This window comes from Parvimonas sp. C2 (genome assembly GCF_035282405.1).
GTDB lineage: Bacteria > Bacillota > Clostridia > Tissierellales > Peptoniphilaceae > Parvimonas.
On sequence record NZ_JAYKBP010000003.1, the window covers coordinates 40,903 to 64,049 of the forward strand.

Below are 23,147 nucleotides of genomic sequence, written 5' to 3' on the forward strand. Positions count from 1 at the left end.
CAAAATTTAAAGTTGGAAGTTAAAATCTTTCCAACTTTTTTTATTTTGAAATGATGAGGTATTATTATGAGATATTAAAAACTTTAAATGTAATAAAATGTACAGATTTTAAAATATCATATTTTTTAGAATTAAAAGAGGACACCTTTTAAGATGTCCTCGATTAACAGTAGAAAAATGTTCTACTGTATAGATATTCAGTTATTTTCTTTTGTTATCTAAAAGATTTTATATTAGAAGTTTTCTTCTTTTCTCTTTCTTCTAAATGTTGAGAATAAAACTGTTCCTGATAAGCCTAATAGAGCTGTATATAGTAGTGCAGAACTTCCTAATCCTGTTTTTGGTACTCTTGGTTTCAACACATTTGGAGTTCTTACATTTGTTACTACATAACCTTCTTTTACATTTCCTGTAATAACTGACTTATATCCATTTCCGACTTCTACTTCCTTGATTGTATATTCAATTTTCTTTCCATCTTTATATTCATCAAGGTCTTTAAAAGTATCTGTCCACTTATTATCTTTTGATAATTTAAGTGTCTTTCCTGTTTCTTTTCCGTCAGCAAGTAATTTGATTGTTACACTATCAGGTCTCTTCTTATCTTGGTCATTCTTATCGTCCCAAGCTTTTGTTACTTGTACAGATGTCTTTCCTGGTGTATATGAATTCTTAACATCGTATCCTTTTACTTCTGTAGTATATCCTTCCACCTTTTCTTCTGAAATAGTGTAGTTGATTTCTTTTCCGTTTTCATACTTGTCAAGATTTTCAAATTTCCATTTCCAACCTTCTGCTTCTGTAACTTTCTTAGTATCTACTTTCTTTCCATTTCTTAATAGATTGATTGTTATTTCTGTTGGTCTCTTTCCATCTTGGTTGTCTTTGTCATCCCAAGTCTTTGAACCTTCAACAGAAACTTTTTCAGTTTCTCTTGTATTTGTTACTGTGAGGCCTTTTTCTACAGTTCCTGTAACAACACTTACATATCCATCTTTAAGAGATTCTTCCTTGATTGTATATTCGATTTTCTTTCCAGCTTTATATTCATCAAGGTCTTTAAAAGTATCTGTCCACTTATTGTCTTCTGATAATTTAAGTGTCTTTCCTGTTTCTTTTCCGTCAGCAAGTAATTGTACAGTTACGCTTTCAGGTCTCTTTCCATCTTGGTTGTCTTTATCTGCCCAAGCTTTTGTTACTTGTACAGATGTCTTTCCTGGTGTATATGAGTTCTTAACATCGTATCCTTTTACTTCTGTAGTATATCCTTCTATCTTTTCTTCTGAAATAGAGTAGTTGATTTCTTTTCCGTTTTCATACTTGTCAAGATTTTCAAATTTCCATTTCCAACCTTCTGCTTCTGTAACTTTCTTTGTATCTACTACATTACCATTCTTTAATAGATTAATTGTTATTTCTTTTGGTCTCTTTCCATCTTGGTTATCTTTATCATCCCAAGTCTTTGAACCTTCAATAGATACTTTTTCAGTTTCTCTCTTATTTGTTACTTTATAGCCTTTTTCTGCATCGCCAGTAATTTCAGTAACATATCCGTTTCCTACTTCTTCTTCCTTGATTGTATATTCGATTTTCTTTCCAGATTTATATTCATCAAGGTCTTTAAAAGTATCTGTCCACTTATTTGCTTCTGTTAATGTTACTGTCTTATCTGTTTCTTTTCCATCAGCAAGTAACTTAATTGTTACACTATTAGGTCTCTTTCCGTCTTGGTTGTCTTTATCATCCCAAGCCTTTGTTACTTGTACAGATGTCTTTCCTGGTGTATATGAATTCTTAACATCATATCCATTTACTTCTGTAGTATATCCATCTACCTTTTCTTCTGAAATAGAGTAGTTGATTTCTTTTCCGTTTTCATACTTGTCAAGATTTTCAAATTTCCACTTCCAACCTTCTGCTTCTGTAACTTTCTTTGTATCTACTACATTACCATTCTTCAACAGATTGATTGTTATTTCTTTTGGTCTCTTTCCGTCTTGGTTGTCTTTATCATCCCAAGTCTTTTTACCTTCAATAGAAACTTTTTCAGTTTGTCTAGTATTTATTACTTTAAAGCCTTTTTCTGCATCTCCTATAATGTCAGTTATATATCCATTATCAACTTTTTCTTCTTTTATTGTATAAACAACTTTCTTTCCATCTTTGTATTTATAAAGGTCTTTAAAGCTGTCTGTCCAGTTATTTGCTTTTGTTAAAGTAATTGTCTTACCAGTATCTTTTCCATCAGCAAACAACTTAACCGTTACAGTATCAGGTCTCTTTCCGTCTTGGTTATCTTTATCTTCCCAAACTTTTGTTACATTTACAGAGGTTTTTTCAACATTTGTATTTGTTATTGTGAAACCTGTCTTTGCATCTCCAGTTACTTTAGCTTCATAACCTTCAACATTTTCTTCTTCTACAGTATATTTAATTGCTCCACCATTAACATTAAGCTTATCAAGGTCTTTAAAGGTATCTGTCCAATTGTTTCCTTTATTCAAAGTTACTTCTTTTCCTGTAGGTTTCCCGTCAGCAAGTAATTTTACTTTTACTGATTCTTTTTCAGGTCCTATCCATGTCTTAGTAACTTTAATATCAATTTTTTCAGCCTTTGGTTCGTTATACATTACTATAACTTTCCCTGCTCCTTGATTATTTAATTGAATAACCTTTGAATTTGCAGATCTTGGATTTTTAGTTGAATTTGGATTATCTTTATCCTCTTTTACATCTTCATATCCTGCAGCATGTGCTTTTTCAAAGAAGCGATATTTCTTTCCACTTTTTAGGTTCTTTATTTCTATTACTCCTTTATCATCAGGTGTTAAAGTTTTATCTGCATTTAACGTTCCTTTTACTAGCATATCTTTTGTTACTTCGACTGCTTTCCATGTTTTTCCATTATCATCTGTTGTCTGTAATTCAAACTTAAAGTCTTTTGATAGATTTGCTCCCGTCTTTACATCTGCCTTTATTAGCTTTATTGATAATGGATCTGCCGGTGCATCCGCTATCCCTGCTGGAGGAGTTAAAACACCAACTGATGAATAATCTTTTTCACCTGTTTGTTTTGTGCTTATCTTAGCTGTATTTGGAACTTCTGTTCTTTCCTTTGCAGCTTTATATTTAGCTTGAATTTTAAATTGTACATTTTGTACTGATTTTCCCTTAAATATCTCATTAATTTTAGTTATTGTTTCTGGCTTTAATTCTCCATATATTGATGCATACTTTTTCTTTAAAAAATTACCTACACCACCTGCAGAGTTAATGTCAGGGATTTTATCATAAGTAAATCCATTAGAATCATTCATATCCCACCATCTCATCATGAAAGTATATGACCCATCTGGGTTTTTAAACATACAATATTCCCCACTCTTTAATGATGCCTTAACTTGTTCTTTTGTACGTGTCCCTTGATCTATTTTATTAAATAAATTTTTAGGTATTGTTGCTCCAAAAGTACCAGAAATAGCTTTGCCATCATCATTAATCCCTGAAACACCAGACCAACCTAATAATAAATCTGGTTCTTCAATTACATCATACAAAGTATCCTCTACATATATATCTGTATATCCACCTGGCTTATACTGCCCATTGTTTAAAGCTAAGTATGGTGTATAAAAATATTTTACTTTTTTAGTTATTTCATCAAGCTTTTCTCCAATATCAAAATGAAGTCCTATTCCCCACATAACAGATTTATCAGATTGTTGTTCATTAAATTTATATATAGTTTGCTTATAATCTACTGGTTTAATTGCCGCAATATATTCTTTTTCACGTGCAACAATCAAATCATTTTTTCCGAGTTTACCTTTACTAATTCTCCAATCTTTAGGGGTAAAAGACTTCCCTCCTTGCGGAAGTAAATTTAACATTTCACCAGTTTCAAATTTTGCTTTGAAACTTTTAACTTGGTTATTTTTTATATATTCTCCAGAAAAATGTATTTCAACATTACCATTTTTATATTGCCAAGTTCCGATTTGATGTCCTCCTCCATATAACGGTTGAGAATTAAAATTTTTCAAGGTTCCGCCATAATTTGCAGGAATTGTAAGAGTATCTCCTTCTTTTATAGCTTGATCACCCTTATATGAAACTTCTAATTTCAATTTAAGATTAACATCTTTTTGATCTTGACAAATTGCATTAGTAAATTGACTTGGATCATTATTTAACTTATCATAATCAGGCTTATCACTTGTTCTATAGTCAATCTTCCTATTTCCATTAGTTACATCAATTATATCAAAAGAATCAATAGTAACATTATCAAGGCTAAGAGGTCCCGGCTTTGTTGGATCTGATTTTTTCTTCTTTTCATATCCTACAATTATTTGTTTATCGCCAAGTTTTCCATAAACAGGAGTTTTTTCAATATCATCTCCCTCTCCGTAAAGTGTGTTTGAAACTGTTCTTTTAGGAGTTGAAAGATTTAATGAAACTTCTTTTTTGTTTTTGATATGGTCTCCTGAAAATGTAATTACAAATTTTCCGTTACGGTACTCATATGTTCCAATTGGATTTCCTTGATTATCCGTAAGTTGCTGAGCAGAATACGTTGCTTCATCAAATGGTTTTATATACGCAGGAACTTCAAGAGTATCTCCCTCTTTAATCGGTTCTGTACCCTTATATGTCATCTCAAGTTTAAGTGATAAGTTTGATTTTTTTTGATTTTGACAAACAACAGTCTTAAACTTGGAAGGGTCTTTTAGATAATCATCATATCCTTCATCTCCCTGCTTTTTGTATTCTATTTTTTGTTCGCCATTTGCGCTATCAATAATATCGAAAGATTTAATGGTTACATTTTTAAGATCAAGTTTACTATTTGCAAAAATTTGCATACCCGGCAAGATAGCCCCAACTACCATCAAGCATGACAACAATATTGCAAACAGTCTTTTGCTCTTATCTTTGAGATAAATTCTCATAAATTTCCTCCTTTTTGATTTAATTTTATTTACTAAAAATTTTCGTCCACAAAAAAATGCAAATACATTCAGATTTTTATTTTAAACAAACACTTTACAAGCACTAAATGCTTCTATATTAAAAATCTCTAAATTTACATTTACAGACAAATTTTCACATTTATTATATCATATATAATCTATAAAATCTACATTTAAGAAGTTTTATAAATTGTATTAACAACAATACGATGATAGGTCCCTAAAATGAGATTGACTATACATATCTAGATATGATATAATATCATATGATAGAAGTTCGTTAATTTCAATAAAAAATATTTGAACGCATTTATGTGATTTTAATAGATTTACTGTAAGAAGTGAAAATAGATTAATTATAGAATGTAAAGGAGGTATAAGGAGTATGAAGTCAAGAAAGAAAACCATTTCTTTGGTTATGTCATTGTTGATATTGGTAGGTACAATAGTTTCGCCTATGAGAGTGATGACTGAAGAAAGAGAAGATTCATTGGCAAAAGAGCAGGTTGATAGCACAAAATCAAAAACAACTGATAATGCCGAAGAAGAAAAACAAAGGGATAAGAATATATCCAAAAAAGCCAATGATTTTAACGGAGATAGTATTAAAGAAGACAAGACAGAATGGAACTTATTTAATGAAAATTATTCTAATTTAACATTTAATTCAATGCCATTCTCGAAAAAAAATAATTATTTACCAGATCAGACACATGATAAATCAAATAAGTTGATTATGAAGAGAACTGATTTGGATTTTTCAAAGTTGAAATTAAACCAATTTAGGTTGCATAAGGACAATATGAAGATTCTTTCAAAATCAAATAGCGTTGAGCAAAGACATTTTCATAAAGATTTTTCAGAGGGAGCTAACTATGATTGGACTGCTTTTTTCTTTAAGATTCCTAATAGATCTTACAAGGGAGAATATAGATTTGATAATCCATTGAAGTTGTCATTTGAGAAGGCAGGGAAAATAAATGGTAGATATGTTGATGTAGTAATTGATGTAACACAGGTTAAGTTAAGACGTCCTAAGTTTGGTAAAAATGGTGAATTTGGCTATCTGGGGGACAAAGAAATTGAAAGCCCTAATAAATATCTACAGACATTTTTTATAGTTGGAGAAAACAATGGAAAGGGGCTTATTGGAGTACAAGATTATTTAAGTCTTGGTGGTTATAAACAAGTTCCTCAAGCATTTGTTGGTGCTTATGCATTGGAAGCCTATCTTCATGCAGAATATGTTTGGAGTGATAATAAAACAAAATGTGATTATAAAATGGTAATGACGCCTTCTGATATAGATATAAATCGAAGTGAGGGTAAAACTCAGTTTAATGAAACATTTTGGATGAAAAATATTGAAAAACAAGCAGATAAGGTAATGTTAAATCATGCTAATCGTTTGAATATAGAAACACGTAAAGATGGTTGGACTAAATGGGAAGCTACAGGTAGAACTGAAGGTGCTTGGGAAGAATGTAATAAATCCGGATTTGTAATTCGTTCAAAGAATGGCTCATTTGATTTTTGCTATGAAACTGTTGGAGGCTGTGGAACTTTATATGGTTTTTATACAGAAACAGGAGATAGTGCTATTAGAGAAGATGTTGAACCAAAGGATATGCAGGTTGGAGTAGGAAAATCTATTACCTATAAGGTTGACTTTAAAATACCGCGCGTAGGAATAGATACTATTGATGATATTAGTGTATTGAAAGTGGAAAGTAGTTTTGACCGCAGGGTTGATTACAAGAGCTTGACAGTTAAATCCAGTTCAGGATATGTTTTGAAAGAAAATGTTGATTATAAGGTTAGCTGTAAGGATGAGAATAATCCTTGGTGGAAAAAAACAGGGATAAGGGGTAGCATAATAACAGTTAAAATAATAAATGAAAAATTACTCAGTCATCCTGAACAATCCAAATTTACTAATTACACAATTACTTACAATATGAAAACCAATGATAAGATTGTGGATAATGCAAAAGATATTCTTAGCTCATCAACCTTAGTACTTAATGATTCATCTTTGAAGTCTAATATTGTAAAAACAACTTTGTGGGATATATTGGAGATTAAGAAAGAATGGAAAAGTAAAAATCCTAATATTGATGTTAATGTAACTTTAAAAAGAAAAGTTGGAAATGATGTTGATAAGTCTTTCTCCCAACGAATTACACTTAAAGCTAAGAATAATTGGAAATATACTACAGGACGTTTAGATATTCAAAATAGTGCTGAGAGAAAATATACTTACTATATTGAAGAAGAAGTTCCAGATGGATATGAACTTGTAGGATATAGACCAAAAGAAACTATGATAGGACTTGGACAAGTTCGAAGTTTAACTGCAATAAATCAGAAATCAAAAGCAAAGTCAGGCTTAACAATAGAAAAATTGTGGCAAGATGAGGATGGAAGCCCATTAAATCAAAATGGATTTGTTACAGGAACTTTAAAGAGAAGAGTAAAAGTTGGAAATAGATATCAAGAAGATACTACATTCAGTAGAAAGGTAAAAATTGAAAAAGCAAATAACTGGAAGACAGTAGTAAATGGTTTAGATGTAAAAGACAAGGCTGGAAGAAACTATCTATACAGAATAGAAGAAGATGTTCCAAAGGGATTCTTTATAGCGGGATATAAACCGAGAGAAATAGAATTGACAAATACTGTGGATAAGAATTTACTACAAGTGATAAATAGGAAGGGAAATCCAGGAGGCTCACAAAACGAATAACTGAATAAATTGAATAAACTTTAGAGAGGAGTGATGAAAATCACTTCTCTTTTTAATTGTGAAACAACAATTCATACTTACCAATTGATGTAGGGTATCATCGACTAGTATTATTTTGGAATTAAAAATTTATACTGTTAATTGGAGGACATCTAAAAATATGATGTTTACTATCTGTTTTTATGAATGAATTGAGACAAAGGAAATCTCATAGTAGAAAAAATCCTTTAAAAATGGTATAATGTTATAGAATATTTATAGTGAAAATTAGAATATGAGGAATTTGATTTATAGGAGTACAAAATGAAAAAAACTAACAAAACTATCGTAATCTATTTGACATTAGTGATTGGTATATGCTATTTGTTTGGTTTATTGGAACTACTAACAAAATCGGGTTTAATTTATAAAATATTTAGTGTCATATTCACGTTTATTCCAGTAATTTCAGCATTAATCACGAAAGCGATTACAAAAGAAAAATCAAAATATCCGTTATCAATTCGTGTTTGGAAAAATCCAAAAACATGGATAGTTTCTGCGTTGTTGCCAGGTGTTATGACTTCAATCGGTGCTACATTATACTTTCTTGTATTTTCAAATAAATACAGTGGTGTATTTAAATATGGTATGATGACGGGAACTAATGATGAAATTCTCATAAAATCACCATTTACTTTTGCTGTGGTTTGTATTGTTATATCAGCATTGATGATTCCAATACATCTTTTGGAATTGGGAGAAGAGATTGGCTGGAGAGGATATCTACTTGGATTTCAGGTCGAAAAATACGGTGAAAGGAAAGCTGTTATCATCAACGGAATAGAGTGGGGACTTGTTCATCTTCCTTTAATTTATTTCGGTTTTAACTATGAGCGTGATAATTGGGGAGCACCTTGGACAAATATGTTGGTAATGCTTATTAGCTGTATTGTAATTGGTATCATTTTATCATTTGTTACAATTAAAACAAAAAATTGTATGTATGCGGCAATAATGCACGGGGCTTTCAATATTATAGGTGAAGTTCCTGTATATTTAAGTAATGATGTAAAACGTGGATTGTTGGGACCTAACCCATCAGGATTACTTACAATAGCTCCGCTTATAATTCTATCAATTATGCTATTAATAGTTATTGAAAAGTCTAACAAAGGAACTGTTAAGGAATAATCAACTTTTATATCTAATTCAAATAATTAAATAATAATATATAAAATAGCAATCATAAGAACAGTAAATCAAAGGTTTACTGTTTTTTTATGGTAAACAATAAGATTTATGATTATTGCCTCTCGAATCATAACATATAAAGGATTGTAAAAATATACTTGAAAGACAATATCAAATTGTAGTAAAATATAATAAAGTATAATAATTTGAAAGGAGAAAATATGAATAAGGAAAATTTATTAAGTGGGGTTGAAGGGACATTATATATTCCTCTTGTTTCAAGAATATATGTATCTGAGAGATTTCCAAAATTTTTTTATGATGAAAAAGCATTATCTTTAAAACATTATATACCAATGAATAGTATAGAAAAGAATACTATTGAATATGTTCATATTGCTGTTGTTTGCAGACAAAATGTAATAGATAAAAAAATCATAAAGTTTCTTGAAGAAAATGAGCAAAGTAATGTGGTATTTTTAGGTACTGGTTTAGAAACATCTTATAATCGTATTAATAATAAGACAGCTAATTTTTATCAAGTAGATTTACCTGATGTTATAGATATTAGAAAAAGGGTGCTTGGAAATTCAGAAAATGAAAAACTGATATCGGGTGATATGTTTACTTTTGAATGGATAAAAGAAATAGATACTCAACTACCAACAATGATTGCTGTTTCAGGAGTATATCAATATTTTGATAAAGATAAAATTGTAGATATGATAAAAAAAATGAAGTCTATTTTTCCTAAAGGAGAATTAGTTTTTGATGCAACAAATTCTAAGGGATTGGAAGTTGCAAATAAATATGTTAGGAAAACCGGCAATGTCAATGCTCAAATGTATTTTAGTATAGATAATCCTAATGAATTTGTAAAACTTACAGATACAAGACTTGTAGATGTTAAAGGATTTTTTAATGGAGTATTAAAAAATTGTCCGGGATTAAAGCTAAAAACAAAAATGTATATGTATTTTGCAGACAAGTTCCATAGGACATTTGTTGTTCATTTGAAATTAAATTAGCATTAACTTTTTATTTTGATAATGAGAATGTAACAAGATTAGGAGGATGATATGAAATATTATGTTTATGGTATGAATTTTCGAGATTTTTTTCGGAAAATCCTTTTGCCTTGGATATTAAGCTGTAGTATTGTTTTCTTTTTTGAAACTTTGTTGCTTTTTCGTTTTTTTGAATATTTTAAATCAAAGCAGCTTATTATTGGAATTTCTTTTTGGGTTATTGCACTACTGTTCGGAGTTTTTTTGACTTTAGAAGGAATAGCAATTTTATCTTTTTTTCAGTATTTTAATAGATATAGAATTAAATTATTTTGCTTAGGAGTATTTGAAAAAAAGATTGTAATTGAGAGTGATGGTGTAAAACAGGATATTTTATTTGATGATATTTTAGAGGTTAAATATCATTCAGGTAGATATGCAGAAGTACGAGGACTAAGAATAAAAGCTAATGAAATTAATACTGGAATTTCATGTTTTGGAGATAGACTCAATCTAAGTGAAAAAGAAGATGATGTTGAACAATTTGACCAATTTTTTAATGCTTTTGAAGAGAAAACTGAACTTTTTCTTGAAGAGAAAGGAAGTATATATGGTAGAAATAATGAGTGCATTCGCTTAAAAAAATTAAAAAATAAAACAAATAGATTGTAATTATGGAGATAATATGAACAAAATTTTATTCTTAGGAATATTAATTTTACTCGGATTAGTATTTTTATATATTATGTTTAATCCACCTAAAAGAAAAAAATATAATTTAAAAAGTATAAACTTAAGTTATGAAAACAACTTAAATTCTGAAACTTTTGGGAAAGAACTATTTGTTGTAAAAAGTAGTAGAAAATTTATATTACCGACAGAATTTGACTTGTGGACTGAGATTGTTCTTTTCGAAAACGGTATTGCATTTAAAAGAAATAATAAGGAAATGAAGTTGTTTTTTTCTGAAATATATGAGATAGAGCCAATGCTGATAAACTCACTTTTTGTAAAGGGTAAATATTTTGGTTACATTTTTAAATGTAATGATAATAGTAATGTTATTGTAAAAAGTAATGATATAGAAGATTTAGAGTTATTTATGGAAAAACTTTTTGATCTTTTTCCAAAAGAAATGGTAAGAGAAATTTAGAACAAAAAAGTCGATGTGGTTTTTAAACTGCATCGACTTTTTTATAAAATTTTATAATATGACATTTTATGTCACGTTGTGATATAATAGTTCTAGGAGATGTTAAGAAATGAGAGATAGTAGATTATTTAGAATTTTATATTATATTTTGGAAAAAGGAAAAGTTACAGCAAATGAACTTTCTGAAAAATTTGAAGTATCAGTAAGGACAATATATCGAGATATTGATGTGATTAGCTCTGCTGGAATTCCAATTTATGCCACACAGGGAAAAGGTGGAGGAATAGAGATAGCAGATGATTTTGTATTAAAAAAATCTTTGCTTTCTGAAAAAGAACAGTAACAGATTTTAGTTGCATTAAAAGGTTTAGAGGGAATAAATAAACAATATGAAAATGAGCTATTAACAAAATTGTCTGCCATTTTCAAAATTAAAAATACGAATTGGATTGAGGTTGATTTTACTAATTGGCAAAGAAGTAAAGAATATGACGAGTTGTTTAATGATATAAAATCAGCAATTATAGATAAAAATATTATTAGCTTTAATTATTTTTCAAGTAATGAAAAAGAGACAAGCAGAGAAGTAAAACCAATTAGACTATTATTTAAGGGTTGGGATTGGTATGTCTATGCTTTTTGTTTACTTCGAAAAGAATTTCGATATTTTAAATTATCAAGGATTAGGGATTTAAAAATTCTTGATGAAAATTTTGAAGATAGTTATGAAGATGTTGTGCTAATAAAAGAAATGGAGTATAAGGATACTGTCCGTGTTAAGTTAAAATTTGACAGGAAAGTAGCTTTTAGAGTTTATGATGAAATGGGAGATATTAAAGAAGATGAAAATGGTAATTTATATGCAGAAATAGAGCTACCAAATGATTATAATCTTTATAATTATATTTTCTCTTTTGGAGAATCCGTAGAAGTTTTAGCTCCTATAGAAATTAGAAATAAAATTAGAGATAAGATAAATAAAATGTCCAAAAAATATATAATATGACAAAGGGTGTCAGGTAATCTTTTGTATAATTAATATATAAGATACAAAGGAGGTTTACTATGAAATACGAATGGAAGAAAAATGAAAAAGATTTATATGGTGTTAAACAAAAACCAGAATTTATTGAAGTTCCTACTGCATATTATATTATGATTAAGGGAGAGGGAAATCCAAACGAGATCGACTTTTCCAATAGGGTTTCTGCTTTGTACTCTCTAGCATATGGAATAAAGATGTTATTTAAAAATATGGATAACAAGAAAAACGAATACTCTGATTTTGCCGTATTCCCACTTGAGGGGATTTGGGAGAAATCAGATGATGAAGAATTTGATAAGAGCAAACTAAAATATACAATTATGATTAAACAGCCTAATTTTATTACAAAGGAAATTTTTGACTTAGCTTTTGAAAAAGTGAAAAAGAAAAAGCCAAACGAATTATATGATGAAATAAGTTTTGATTGTATTGAGAGTAAAAAGGCAATTCAGATTTTGCATATTGGTACTTTTGATACAGAGATAGAGTCCTTTGAAAAACTGGATAATTTTGCAAGCGAAATGAAATTAGAGAGAAGTGAAAATCTTCATACAGAAATATACTTAAATAATAAAAATCGAACTGCGGAAGATAAACTGAAAACAATATTAAGATATACTGTGAAATAAGGAGGTTTATTATGGCTAGATCAACTACTAAAGAAGATTTGCTTATTAGTGCAAAAGAAAATTATGGAAAGTTAAATGAATGGATTTCTAAATTGTCAGAAAAAGAGCTGAATACTCCTTTTGACTTTTCGGCTGATGTAAAAAAGAAAGAGGCACATTGGAAAAGAGATAAGAATTTAAGGGATATTTTAATTCATCTTTATGAATGGCATATGTTAATTTTAAATTGGGTAAATTCCAATCAAAATGGGGAAGAAAAGCCCTTTATACCAAAACCTTATAATTGGAAAACTTATGGAGATATGAATGTAGAATTTTGGAAAAAACATCAAAATACTCCTTTGGAAAAGGCAAAGGAAATGCTGAATAAATCTCATAAGGATGTTTTAGTTTTAGCTGAAAAGTTTTCAAATGAGGAATTGTTTTCTAAAAATGTTTTTAAATGGGTTGGAGGGAGTACATTAGGTTCATATTTTGTAAGTGCTACTTCAAGTCATTATGATTGGGCGATTAAGAAGCTTAAAGCACATCAAAAAATTGTAAAAAATAATTCTAAATAGAAAAGGGATTAGGATGCATTTTGTAAAAGTAAAGGGAATATTATCTTCTAAAAAGGGAATGAATTTATTTCGAGGTTGCACACATGGTTGTATTTATTGCGATTCAAGAAGTAAATGTTATCAGATGAATCATAGTTTTGAAGATATTGAAGTAAAAGAAAATTCAATAGAGCTTTTGGAAGATAGACTTAAAAGAAAAAGAAAAAAATGTACGATAGGTATGGGGTCAATGACTGACCCTTACATTAATGAGGAACTTAAACTTAATTATACAAGAAAAGCATTAGAAATAATAAATAAATATGGTTTTGGACTTACACTTATCACAAAGTCATCAAATATAATTAGGGATTTGGATTTGTTAAAAGAAATTAACTCCAAGACAAAATGTGTTGTTCAAATGACACTAACAACCTATGATGAAAGACTATGTAGGATAATTGAACCCAATGTTTCCACTACAAAGGAAAGATTTGAAACCTTGATTAAATTAAGAGAAGCAGGAATACCTACAGTCGTGTGGATGACTCCGATTTTACCTTATATTAATGATACAGAAGAAAATATTAGAGGTATTTTAAATTATTGTAAAGAGGCAAAAGTAAAAGGAATTCTCTGTTTTGGAATGGGACTGACATTACGAGAAGGGAATAGGGAATATTTTTACTCTAAACTGGATAAATACTTTCCACATCTTAAAGCTAGATATATTAGAGAATTTGGTAATTCTTATGTTGTGAACAGTAAAAATAATTATAGATTGATGAAAATTTTTCGAGACTTCTGTGAAAGTGAACAAATAATGTATGATTATAACAAAATTTTTAGCTATTTAAATACATTTGAAGAAAAAGAAATATCAAAACAACTCAGTATTTTTGATTTGTAATAATAAATAATTCGATAGATTTTATGAAAGAATATTCTTTTTTAGAGTATTCTTTTTTTGTTGAAATAAGAAGTAAAACTATTTGTAATATGAATATAAATGTAATAATTCACGTCATAGCATAATGCAGAGAAATTATCCCAACACGTCATTTCGAGCTTAGACAATCTTGCCCTAACTTTGTTTACCTGTAAACAAAAGTAGGTCTGACGGAGTTATTGTATCTTTGATACAATGACTCTGAAGATCTCCTAAAGCCCCTTAACTATTTAAATTTACTATATCTAGTTTAGGATGTAAAAATACAATTATATATTTCATTTGGGTAATATAGTAAAAGGAGGGTGATTATATGAATAAAAACAAAGAACAAATGTTGGATTTTTTAGTAAAAGCATTTATAGCTGATTCGGATAATTATAAACATATTCCAATTCCTGAAGATGAAACTCAAAAAAAGGTAGTTTTACGTTCTCTTATGAATATACGTATGCCAAGAAAAATGAATGATGAAGTTTTAAAAGTTCAGGATGAATATTTAAAACTTTGTGCAGAAGAAAAGGGAATTGTAGAGCTTAAGGATATTCCAATTATTAAAGATGTTTTTTCTATTTGGCAGGGAGATATCACTAGACTTAAAGTTGACGCTATAGTTAATGCAGCGAATTCAATAATGCTTGGATGTTGGGCTCCAATGCATATATGCATTGACAATCAAATACATACTTTTGCAGGAATACAACTAAGGGCAGAATGTAACGAAAAGATGCAGGAACTTAAGAAAAAATATGGGCAAGATTATGAACAACCTACAGCTGTTCCTATGCTTACAGATGCCTATAATCTGCCTTCAAAAAAAGTAATTCATATAGTTGGACCAATAGTTTATGGAGAGCTTACGAAAGAATTAGAAAAAGAATTAGCTGATTGTTATGAAAAAACTTTGGATATGTGTTTGGAAAATGGTCTTAAAACTGTAGCATTTTGTTGTATATCAACAGGGGAATTTAGATTTCCAAAGGAAAGAGCGGCAGAGATTGCATTTGAAACAACTAAAAAATGGGCTTTAGAACATCCTTTTGCTATGGATAGAATTATTTTTAATGTTTTCAAAGATGAAGATAAAAAATATTATGAAAAAATGATATAATATTATTATAAATAACAAAAGGAGATAGTTATGAGTTTTGATTTATTTGTCTTTGAAAAAAGAGAAGAGATAAAAACTTCTTTGGATGTATTTGCTTATCTTGAGGAGTTCACAGAATATAAAGAAAATAAAGATTATGAATCTTTAGAGGGATGTTCTCGTGTAATTGCCTGTTGGGCTAAAAAAATGTTTGAAAAATTTCCACCAATAAGTGGGGAGTATGCTTTGCCTGATGAGATTGCCTATGCAACAGAGGATTCGGAAAATTATTTAACTGATTATAGCTTAGGAAAGAATGGTGTATATTGTGCATTCTCATACAATGTTGAAGATGAGGCTTTGGAATTTGTAAAAAGTATTGCTGATGAATATGGTGTAGGAATTTATAATCCTCAAAGTAGTGATGCGATTTTCTGCAAAGGGATTGATATATTAAAATGTAGAACAGAAAGTACAGACGACTTCGAATGTGATTGGGAAAATATTGAAAATTTTATTGAAAAATTTAATGATATTGACCGAGTAAATGAAAATGGAGGACTAACATTTATTACTATTTGGTATGAAACTGATGGAAAACAAGGTAATTTTATTCAATGTACTCCATGTTATAAAAATAAGGGATTTTTTTCATCATTATTTAGTAAGAAAATTTCAAATGAAATAGATTCCTATATTTTTGAAATAGAAAAAAATGGTGGGGTATATCAAACATTTATAGAAGATAAAGCTGAACTTACAAAAGTTATAAAAGCATGGTGTATAGATAGAAAAGAACCAGATATAAGAGAATATAAAAGGATTTTAGATTTGTAGGTAAAAAATGAAAGAAATTAATAATACAACAGATGGATATAGAGAAAATATTCAAATGGGAATTAAGGGATTAAAGAATGTTGGGAAAAGTATCTCTTCTGAAAGTGAATTAAATAAGGAAAAGATTGAATTTTTAAAAAATGAAATAGAAAATGCAGAGGCTATTGTAATAGGTGCTGGAGCGGGACTTTCAACTTCTGCAGGACTTACTTATAGTGGAGAAAGATTTGAAAAATATTTCTTTGATTTTTCAAAAAAATTTGGAATAGGCGATATGTATTCAGGTGGATTTTATCCTTTTCCGAATAGAGAAACACTTTGGGCTTGGTGGGCAAGGCATATATATTTTAATAGATATATCGATCCACCAAAACCTGTTTACAGGAATTTATTTTCTATTATAAAGGATAAGGAATATTTTGTTATCACAACAAATGTAGATCATCAATTTCAGAGGTCTGGATTTGATAAAAAACGTCTATTTTATACTCAAGGAGATTATGGACTATTTCAAAGTGTAAATCCACAAAACCAAAAGACCTATGATAATGAAGAATGGGTTATGAGAACAATAGAAGTTCAAGGATTTAAGAAAAATGAAGAAGGTATTTTTGATATACCGGAAAACAGGGAAATATCAATGAAAATTCCTACAGATATGATTCCTAAATGTCCTGATGATGGCTTGGATGTAAAAATGAATCTTCGTGCTGATAGTTCCTTTGTCGAAGATGAAGGTTGGCACAGAGCATCGAAAAATTATTATAATTTCCTTGAAAAGTATAAAGATAAACTTATACTCTTTTTAGAATTGGGTGTTGGAAATAATACTCCTGTAATAATAAAGTATCCGTTCTGGCAAATGACTATGGAAAATAAAAATTCTGTTTATGCTTGTATCAATTATAAAGAAGCTTTTTGTCCTGAACAAATAAAAGATAGAAGTATTTGTATTGACGGAGATATTGGAGAAATTTTAAAGAAAATTATTGAATGATAAATTAACAGTTTTGACGAAAGAATATTCTTTTTAAGAGTATTCTTTTTTTGTTGGAAATATGAAGTAAAGTTATGATGTTTTTGTAGTGGATATATCTACGATACATTCACTTTTGTTTGAAACAAAAGTATGAGATTTTCGCAGTCGATTGTATCCAAATCAAAGATTTGGACAATCTTTCCGTCATATTTACTTTTGATTGTTTACAAGTAAGCAATCAAATGAGATTTCTCCATTCCGCTTCGCTACAGTCGAAATGACGTATAAGGAAGAATCTTTGTTTAGGAGCTTAACGTTAAAAGTAAACAAACTTAAAATTTAGTTTGTAAAAATTAAAAAAATTTTTCATTTCATAAATATTTCATTTTCATTTCATAAATATTTCATAAATCTAGTTTAAAATAGCTACTGTAAAGAAAATACACACAGTGTTAAGGAGGAATGATAAATTTCTAATTGCTTAGAATTTAAGGGGTAATCCTAAAATATAAAATAAATTTGAGAGAGGGGAGCTGAATAAGAAAGTGGTAAAAAATGCGATAGCATATGTTTTAAGAAAAAAGAATAGAACTTTTATAGTTTTTATTATTTTGACAGTAGTGCTTTCTTGCTTATATGCATGTTTAAATATTTTGAAATCTGGTTCTAGTATGGAGAAGTCTTTATATAAATCTTCAAATTCATCTTCAACAATAGCCAAAAAAGATAGTCAAGGATATTTTGATAAAAATGATTTTAAAGGACTAGATAATATAAAGGAAATTGAAGAAGTTGTTTCTCAATATGAAGGTTTAGCAAGATTGTCAAATACAAATGCTGTAGATAGTGGACAACATGTTACTAGAGATGATATTCCAAGTTATTTAAAAAATGTTGTTTCAATACAAGCTACAAGTAATGTAAAAAGAAATGTTTTATTTAACAGTGGAGTTTTTGCAATAAAAGAGGGAAGAAATATTGAAAAAAACGATAAAGACAAGATTCTAGTTCATGAAGAGTTTGCTGAAAAGAATAAGTTAAAAGTGGGCGATAAAATTAGTTTAGAATTTGTAGATCCAAATCAAACTGACAAGAGTAATAAGAAACATGAATTTGAAATTGTTGGAATTTTTTCAGGAAAGAAACAAGAAAAACAAACTGGATTAACTTCAGATTTGAGTGAAAATACAATGTTTACAGATTATGATTCTGCTCAAAAAGCATTAAATGCTGAAGGAAATAAACAGTTAGTAAATAAGTTGACATTTTTCTCAGGAACTCCTGAAAATATGGATGAGGCAATAAATAAAGTTAAAAAACTTAATGTCGATTGGGAAAAATCTTATACAGTTGATAAGGAAGCAAATGCTTTTAAAGACGCTCTTGAGTCATTAAATGGTGTTAAACATATTATAAGAATAATGACTTTTGCAATTATGATTGGTGGTTCTGTAGTTCTTTCATTAATATTAATATTATGGTTAAGAGAAAGAATTTATGAAATTGGAATTTTATTATCCATTGGGGTAAGTAAATCTAAAATTATAGGTCAATTTATATTGGAATTAATATTTATATCACTTCCGGCAATTCTAGTATCTTTGATATTTGGAAATCTGGTAGTAAATCAAATTATTGGTGGATTGATTAGTTCTGAGGATACAACATCAATTACATCTAATTTTATAAGTAATGGATATAATATTGACAGTTTAATAACTTTTGCACAAAGTTATGGAATATTGGTGCTAATTATACTTTTATCAGTAGTTTTTGCATCAGGATTAATTTTAATTAAGAAACCGAAAGAAATTTTATCACAAATTAGTTAGGAGGAAGTAAATGAACACATTAGAAATTAAAAATGTAACATATAGTTATGCGAATTCAAAAGAAAAAGTTTTATCATTAATAAATCAAGGATTTGAACTTGGAAAATTTTATGCAATTATCGGGAAATCCGGAACAGGAAAGTCAACATTACTTTCACTATTAGCAGGATTGGATAAACCAAATAGCGGAGAAATTTTGTTCAAAGATGAAAATATAGAAAAAGCAGGTTATAGTAATCACAGAAAGAATAATATATCTCTTGTATTCCAAAACTATAATCTTATAGATTATCTATCACCATTAGAAAATATTAGATTAGTAAATAGAAAAGCCTCTGAAGATATATTACTTGAGTTAGGACTTGATAAGACTCAGGTTAGAAGAAATGTAATGAAGTTATCAGGTGGACAACAACAAAGGGTTGCTATCGCAAGAGCTTTAGTATCAGAAGCACCAGTTATTTTAGCAGATGAACCTACAGGAAACTTAGATGAAACTACTGCTGGAGAAATAATAGCGGTCTTAAAGAAATTAGCTAAAGAAAGAAATAAATGTGTAATAGTAGTAACTCATAGTAAAGAAGTTGCAAGTGCAGCTGATACGGTACTTGAGCTTAATAATAAGAGATTAAAAGAAGTAACAAAAAGTAAGTAGGAGGTAGGCGATGTTTAAAAATGCTTTTGCGTATGTAACAAGAAAGAGTTTAAAATCATTAATTATATTACTAATTATCTTATCAATGTCAGCACTTAGCTTGATAAGTTTATCTATAAAAGATGCTACAAATAAGGCATCAGAAGAAACTTTTAAAAATATTACAAACAGTTTTACAATGGAAATAAATAGAAGAGTAAATCAAGGTACTGCCAGAGGTGGTGGTAATGTTAAGGGACAAGATATAAAGAAAATTGTTGATTCAGGACATGTGGATAATTTTGTTAAGAGAATCAACAGTGTTGCCAACCTTGATGACAACTTGGATATAGTTCAAGCACCAGGAGCTGCTCAAAACGAATCTCCTGAAAGAGCTAAAAACTTCAAAAGAGCAGTAATGCTAACAGGTGTAAATAGTTCTGAAAAAGAAACAAAATTTGTTTCAGGAGCATATAAATTAGTTGAAGGTCAACATTTAACTAGTGAAGATAAAAATAAAATTTTAATGCATAAAGATTTAGCTGCAAAGAATAATTTAAAAGTTGGAGATAAAATTAAATTAAAATCCAATTTATATGATGCAGATAATGAAAAGAAAGCAGATGAAACTGTAGAAGTAGAAATAAAAGGTCTTTTTGATGGACATGGAAAAGGTGGAGTAACTTACTCACAAGAACTTTATGAAAATACTTTAATTACAGATGTTCATACAGCAGCTAAAGTATATGGAAATACAGAAGATACAGCAACTTACCAAGATGCAACATTCTTTATAAAAGGAAATAGAAATTTAGACCAAGTAATAAAAGATCTTAAAAAATTAGATATTAACTGGAAATCATATAACTTAATTAAGAGTTCTTCAAACTTCCCAGCATTACAAAGATCTATTTCTGGAATATATAAAATTGCAAATCAATTATTTGCAGGTTCACTAATATTTGCAGGTGTAGTAGTTACATTATTGTTATTCTTGTGGATGAATGCTAGAAAGAAAGAAATTGCAGTATTGTTATCAATAGGAATTTCTAAAACTAAAATATTTACGCAATTTGCAATGGAATTACTTTTCGTTTCAATACCGGCTTTCATAGGATCATATTTCTTAGCTGGTTATACGGGAAAAATTTTAGGAAATAGTATATTAAAGAAAGTTACAGGAGGTATTGCAAAACAAATTGCAAGACAATCATCAACTACAAAATTAGGTGGTGGTGCAGAAGTTGACGGATTTAATAAAACACTATCAAGTTTAGATGTTGTTATTAATACAAGAGCATTTCTTTACGTAGTATTGTTTATGACAATAGTACTTGCAATTGCTTTGGTAATCTCTTCTTCAAATATCTTAAGAAAGAAACCAAAAGAATTATTAATAGATACAAAATAGTTGTTTATCATGTTTTGGAGGTACTTCGTAATATTGTTGTACAAAAATGGAAATTATCGGTGTTTATACATCGATAATTTTTGTTTTTTGTGGTAAAATAGTATTAGTAAAATTTTATATAAAAAGGAGGGCTTATGAGAATACTTGTTGTTGAAGATGATCAATTTATCAGAGAGGGAATTTCTGAGTATTTATCTGAATTCGGTTATGACATCATTCAAGCAAAAGATGGACAGGAAGCCTTAAAAAATTTTAATAATAATGATATTAATTTAGTAATTTTGGATATTCAAATTCCATTTCTAAACGGATTGGAAGTTTTAAAAGAAATCAGAAAAAAAAGTAAATTACCCGTACTCATGTTGACGGCATTTAATGATGAAGAATATAAAATAAATGCTTTTTCAAGTTTGGCAGATGGATATATGGAAAAGCCATTTTCACTGCCGGTTTTAAAAGTTAGGATTGATTCTTTGATTAAAAGACATTATGGCGGTCATGAAAAATTTGAATATAAACATGCTGAAGTTAATTTTACAAGTTATACGGCTAAGTTTAAAGGAGAAGATGTAGATATAAATGCAAAAGAACTTGAAATATTAAAATATCTATTAGATAATGAAGGACATGCCTTGACTAGAGCACAGATAATAGATAATGTTTGGAAAGAAACGGATGAAATTCCATTCGATAGAGTGATAGATGTCTATATAAAAGAATTGAGAAAAAAATTAGGTTTAGATTGTATTGTAACAATAAGAAATGTTGGTTATAAATTGGAGAGAAGATGAAGAATTTAAAAATATTTCCTAAAATGTTTTTGCAGACATTCGGAATTCTTGGAACTGTAATTGTTTTAATACATTTACTAGTATTTTTTATTTTTCCAAGAACTTACTTGGAAACGAGAAAGCAGGAACTCTATGCAAAAGCAGATGAAATTGCTAATAATATTCAAGGGAAAGATATGAAATTTGTTGAGCAATCTTTGGAATTTTATTCTAAAAGCAGTGATATAAAAGCAGTCATAAAAGGACAAAGTGGAGATGGAGAACTACAAATTGGTGAGGATATCAATGTTGACTTAAAGAGTGGCAATAATTCTTTAATCATTGAAGAGAGAGAAATAGAATTAAAGGATGGGAAAAAAATCTCTGTTCAATTTATTTCTACTGCAGATATGCGAAAAGACGCCAAAGAACTTAGCTTTAAATTCTTGCCTTACTCATTATTTATATCTTTTATATTTTCTATTATAGTTTCCCTTATTTATGCTAAGGCGATAACTAATAATATAAACGAAATAAAGAATGTTACAAAAAAGATGATGCGACTAGATAGAACAGCTTATTTGAGAATTAATTCTACAAATGAAGTCGGAGAATTAAAAGAACAAATCAATGATTTATATAATACTCTTTTAAAATTGATAGATGATTTAGAACTAAAAAATGACGAAATCATAAAATTAGAAAAGCTAAAATATGATTTTTTCAGAGGAACATCTCACGAATTAAAAACACCTTTAGCAAGCTTAAAAATAATATTGGAAAATATGAAATACAATATTGGAAAATATAAAAATAGGGATTTATATATTGGAAATTGTATTGACATAGTTGACCACTTGACAAGAAGTATTTCGCAAATGCTATCAGTTTCTTCCTTTGAACATCTAAAAGATGATGAAGAAATAATAATTGTAAATGATATATTGGAAGATGTATTGAAACAGTATATGTTACTTGCAAATCACAAAAATATAAAAGTCAATAATAATCTAAAAAACGAAAAAATCTATATAGGAATGACTGCTCTTAAAATAGTTCTATCAAATTTGATAAACAATGCAGTTAAATACTCTGACGAAAATGGTGTGATAAACATCGGAATTAAAGATGATTGGCTTTATATTGAAAATTCCTACAAGGATAATAAAGATTTAGATGTAAATAAAATATTTGAAATTAATTTCAACCTAAACAAAGAAAACAGCAATGGTTTAGGATTGTACATTGTAAAAAACATCTTATTAAACTATGGAATAAAATACAAAGTAGAAAAAACCGAAATAGGAATTGTCTTTTTAATTGAATTGTCAGGTAATATGGACAAATAAACACTATTTAGCTAAAAAATGCAGACAAAAG

At 28.8% G+C, this 23,147-nt stretch carries 19 protein-coding genes; 18 read left to right on the forward strand and 1 reads right to left on the reverse strand.

All coding sequences use genetic code 11. The annotated features are described in order from the left end of the window. Positions 1-233 precede the first annotated feature (233 nt). Complete coding sequence (locus VJI95_RS05715) at positions 234-4,952, reverse strand: Cna B-type domain-containing protein (RefSeq protein ID WP_324010572.1); 4,719 nt, start codon at positions 4,950-4,952, stop codon at positions 234-236. A 406-nt stretch (positions 4,953-5,358) separates the two neighbouring features. Here VJI95_RS05715 and VJI95_RS05720 point away from each other — a divergent pair, with 406 nt between their 5' ends. The 18 genes from VJI95_RS05720 to VJI95_RS05805 all read left to right on the forward strand — a co-directional run bounded on the left by VJI95_RS05720 (position 5,359) and on the right by VJI95_RS05805 (position 23,116). Then, positions 5,359-7,719 (forward strand): Sgo0707 family adhesin, encoded by a 2,361-nt coding sequence (locus VJI95_RS05720; RefSeq protein ID WP_324010573.1) that lies wholly within the window; start codon positions 5,359-5,361, stop codon positions 7,717-7,719. 303 nt (positions 7,720-8,022) lie between these two features. Further along, on the forward strand, positions 8,023-8,892 hold the full coding sequence (locus tag VJI95_RS05725; protein ID WP_324010574.1) for a CPBP family intramembrane glutamic endopeptidase: 870 nt from the start codon (positions 8,023-8,025) through the stop codon (positions 8,890-8,892). Between the two features lie 221 nt (positions 8,893-9,113). Beyond that, on the forward strand, positions 9,114-9,920 hold the full coding sequence (locus VJI95_RS05730; RefSeq protein ID WP_324010575.1) for a class I SAM-dependent methyltransferase: 807 nt from the start codon (positions 9,114-9,116) through the stop codon (positions 9,918-9,920). Positions 9,921-9,971: 51 nt separating this feature from the next. Further along, positions 9,972-10,571: a hypothetical protein gene (locus VJI95_RS05735; RefSeq protein WP_324010576.1), complete on the forward strand. Its 600-nt coding sequence runs from the start codon at positions 9,972-9,974 to the stop codon at positions 10,569-10,571. A 13-nt stretch (positions 10,572-10,584) separates the two neighbouring features. Beyond that, entirely contained in the window at positions 10,585-11,052 is a 468-nt protein-coding gene (locus tag VJI95_RS05740; RefSeq protein WP_324010577.1) for a hypothetical protein, read from the forward strand. Positions 11,053-11,161: 109 nt separating this feature from the next. Then, the gene (locus VJI95_RS05745) at positions 11,162-11,395 is read left to right on the forward strand and encodes a helix-turn-helix transcriptional regulator (protein WP_324010578.1); all 234 of its coding nucleotides are present in this window, start codon (positions 11,162-11,164) and stop codon (positions 11,393-11,395) included. 69 nt (positions 11,396-11,464) lie between these two features. Further along, the gene (locus VJI95_RS05750) at positions 11,465-12,058 is read left to right on the forward strand and encodes a WYL domain-containing protein (RefSeq protein WP_324010579.1); all 594 of its coding nucleotides are present in this window, start codon (positions 11,465-11,467) and stop codon (positions 12,056-12,058) included. Between the two features lie 59 nt (positions 12,059-12,117). Continuing rightward, a complete protein-coding gene (locus VJI95_RS05755) occupies positions 12,118-12,726 on the forward strand; it encodes a GyrI-like domain-containing protein (RefSeq protein WP_324010580.1) in 609 nt (202 codons plus the stop codon). Between the two features lie 11 nt (positions 12,727-12,737). Beyond that, positions 12,738-13,286, forward strand: a complete 549-nt coding sequence (locus VJI95_RS05760; protein WP_324010581.1) for a ClbS/DfsB family four-helix bundle protein — start codon at positions 12,738-12,740, stop codon at positions 13,284-13,286. Positions 13,287-13,299: 13 nt separating this feature from the next. Then, positions 13,300-14,175, forward strand: coding sequence for an SPL family radical SAM protein (locus VJI95_RS05765; protein WP_324010582.1), 876 nt, complete (start codon positions 13,300-13,302; stop codon positions 14,173-14,175). A gap of 352 nt (positions 14,176-14,527) precedes the next feature. After that, the gene (locus VJI95_RS05770; protein WP_324010583.1) at positions 14,528-15,325 is read left to right on the forward strand and encodes a protein-ADP-ribose hydrolase; all 798 of its coding nucleotides are present in this window, start codon (positions 14,528-14,530) and stop codon (positions 15,323-15,325) included. A gap of 30 nt (positions 15,326-15,355) precedes the next feature. Then, entirely contained in the window at positions 15,356-16,141 is a 786-nt protein-coding gene (locus VJI95_RS05775; RefSeq protein WP_324010584.1) for a hypothetical protein, read from the forward strand. 7 nt (positions 16,142-16,148) lie between these two features. Further along, positions 16,149-17,138, forward strand: coding sequence for an SIR2 family NAD-dependent protein deacylase (locus VJI95_RS05780; RefSeq protein ID WP_324010585.1), 990 nt, complete (start codon positions 16,149-16,151; stop codon positions 17,136-17,138). Between the two features lie 527 nt (positions 17,139-17,665). Next, the gene (locus VJI95_RS05785) at positions 17,666-18,952 is read left to right on the forward strand and encodes an ABC transporter permease (protein WP_324010586.1); all 1,287 of its coding nucleotides are present in this window, start codon (positions 17,666-17,668) and stop codon (positions 18,950-18,952) included. Between the two features lie 10 nt (positions 18,953-18,962). Next, positions 18,963-19,607 carry an ABC transporter ATP-binding protein gene (locus tag VJI95_RS05790; protein WP_323999528.1) on the forward strand — a complete coding sequence of 215 codons (645 nt, stop codon included), beginning with the start codon at positions 18,963-18,965 and terminating at the stop codon, positions 19,605-19,607. 10 nt (positions 19,608-19,617) lie between these two features. After that, positions 19,618-20,997: an ABC transporter permease gene (locus tag VJI95_RS05795; protein ID WP_323999530.1), complete on the forward strand. Its 1,380-nt coding sequence runs from the start codon at positions 19,618-19,620 to the stop codon at positions 20,995-20,997. A 134-nt stretch (positions 20,998-21,131) separates the two neighbouring features. Further along, positions 21,132-21,788, forward strand: a complete 657-nt coding sequence (locus tag VJI95_RS05800) for a response regulator transcription factor (RefSeq protein WP_323999533.1) — start codon at positions 21,132-21,134, stop codon at positions 21,786-21,788. Next, the gene (locus tag VJI95_RS05805) at positions 21,785-23,116 is read left to right on the forward strand and encodes a sensor histidine kinase (RefSeq protein ID WP_324010587.1); all 1,332 of its coding nucleotides are present in this window, start codon (positions 21,785-21,787) and stop codon (positions 23,114-23,116) included. Before VJI95_RS05800 ends, VJI95_RS05805 begins: the two co-directional genes overlap by 4 nt. Positions 23,117-23,147 lie beyond the last annotated feature (31 nt).

Coding starts and splice junctions, on each gene's coding strand:
- VJI95_RS05755 (WP_324010580.1), top strand. CDS start 12,118: ATGAAATACGAATGGAAGAAAAATGAAAAAGATTTATATGGTGTTAAA.
- VJI95_RS05805 (WP_324010587.1), top strand. CDS start 21,785: ATGAAGAATTTAAAAATATTTCCTAAAATGTTTTTGCAGACATTCGGA.
- VJI95_RS05730 (WP_324010575.1), top strand. CDS start 9,114: ATGAATAAGGAAAATTTATTAAGTGGGGTTGAAGGGACATTATATATT.
- VJI95_RS05790 (WP_323999528.1), top strand. CDS start 18,963: ATGAACACATTAGAAATTAAAAATGTAACATATAGTTATGCGAATTCA.
- VJI95_RS05720 (WP_324010573.1), top strand. CDS start 5,359: ATGAAGTCAAGAAAGAAAACCATTTCTTTGGTTATGTCATTGTTGATA.
- VJI95_RS05780 (WP_324010585.1), top strand. CDS start 16,149: ATGAAAGAAATTAATAATACAACAGATGGATATAGAGAAAATATTCAA.
- VJI95_RS05775 (WP_324010584.1), top strand. CDS start 15,356: ATGAGTTTTGATTTATTTGTCTTTGAAAAAAGAGAAGAGATAAAAACT.
- VJI95_RS05715 (WP_324010572.1), bottom strand. CDS start 4,952: ATGAGAATTTATCTCAAAGATAAGAGCAAAAGACTGTTTGCAATATTG.
- VJI95_RS05765 (WP_324010582.1), top strand. CDS start 13,300: ATGCATTTTGTAAAAGTAAAGGGAATATTATCTTCTAAAAAGGGAATG.
- VJI95_RS05800 (WP_323999533.1), top strand. CDS start 21,132: ATGAGAATACTTGTTGTTGAAGATGATCAATTTATCAGAGAGGGAATT.
- VJI95_RS05735 (WP_324010576.1), top strand. CDS start 9,972: ATGAAATATTATGTTTATGGTATGAATTTTCGAGATTTTTTTCGGAAA.
- VJI95_RS05760 (WP_324010581.1), top strand. CDS start 12,738: ATGGCTAGATCAACTACTAAAGAAGATTTGCTTATTAGTGCAAAAGAA.
- VJI95_RS05795 (WP_323999530.1), top strand. CDS start 19,618: ATGTTTAAAAATGCTTTTGCGTATGTAACAAGAAAGAGTTTAAAATCA.
- VJI95_RS05745 (WP_324010578.1), top strand. CDS start 11,162: ATGAGAGATAGTAGATTATTTAGAATTTTATATTATATTTTGGAAAAA.
- VJI95_RS05770 (WP_324010583.1), top strand. CDS start 14,528: ATGAATAAAAACAAAGAACAAATGTTGGATTTTTTAGTAAAAGCATTT.
- VJI95_RS05740 (WP_324010577.1), top strand. CDS start 10,585: ATGAACAAAATTTTATTCTTAGGAATATTAATTTTACTCGGATTAGTA.
- VJI95_RS05725 (WP_324010574.1), top strand. CDS start 8,023: ATGAAAAAAACTAACAAAACTATCGTAATCTATTTGACATTAGTGATT.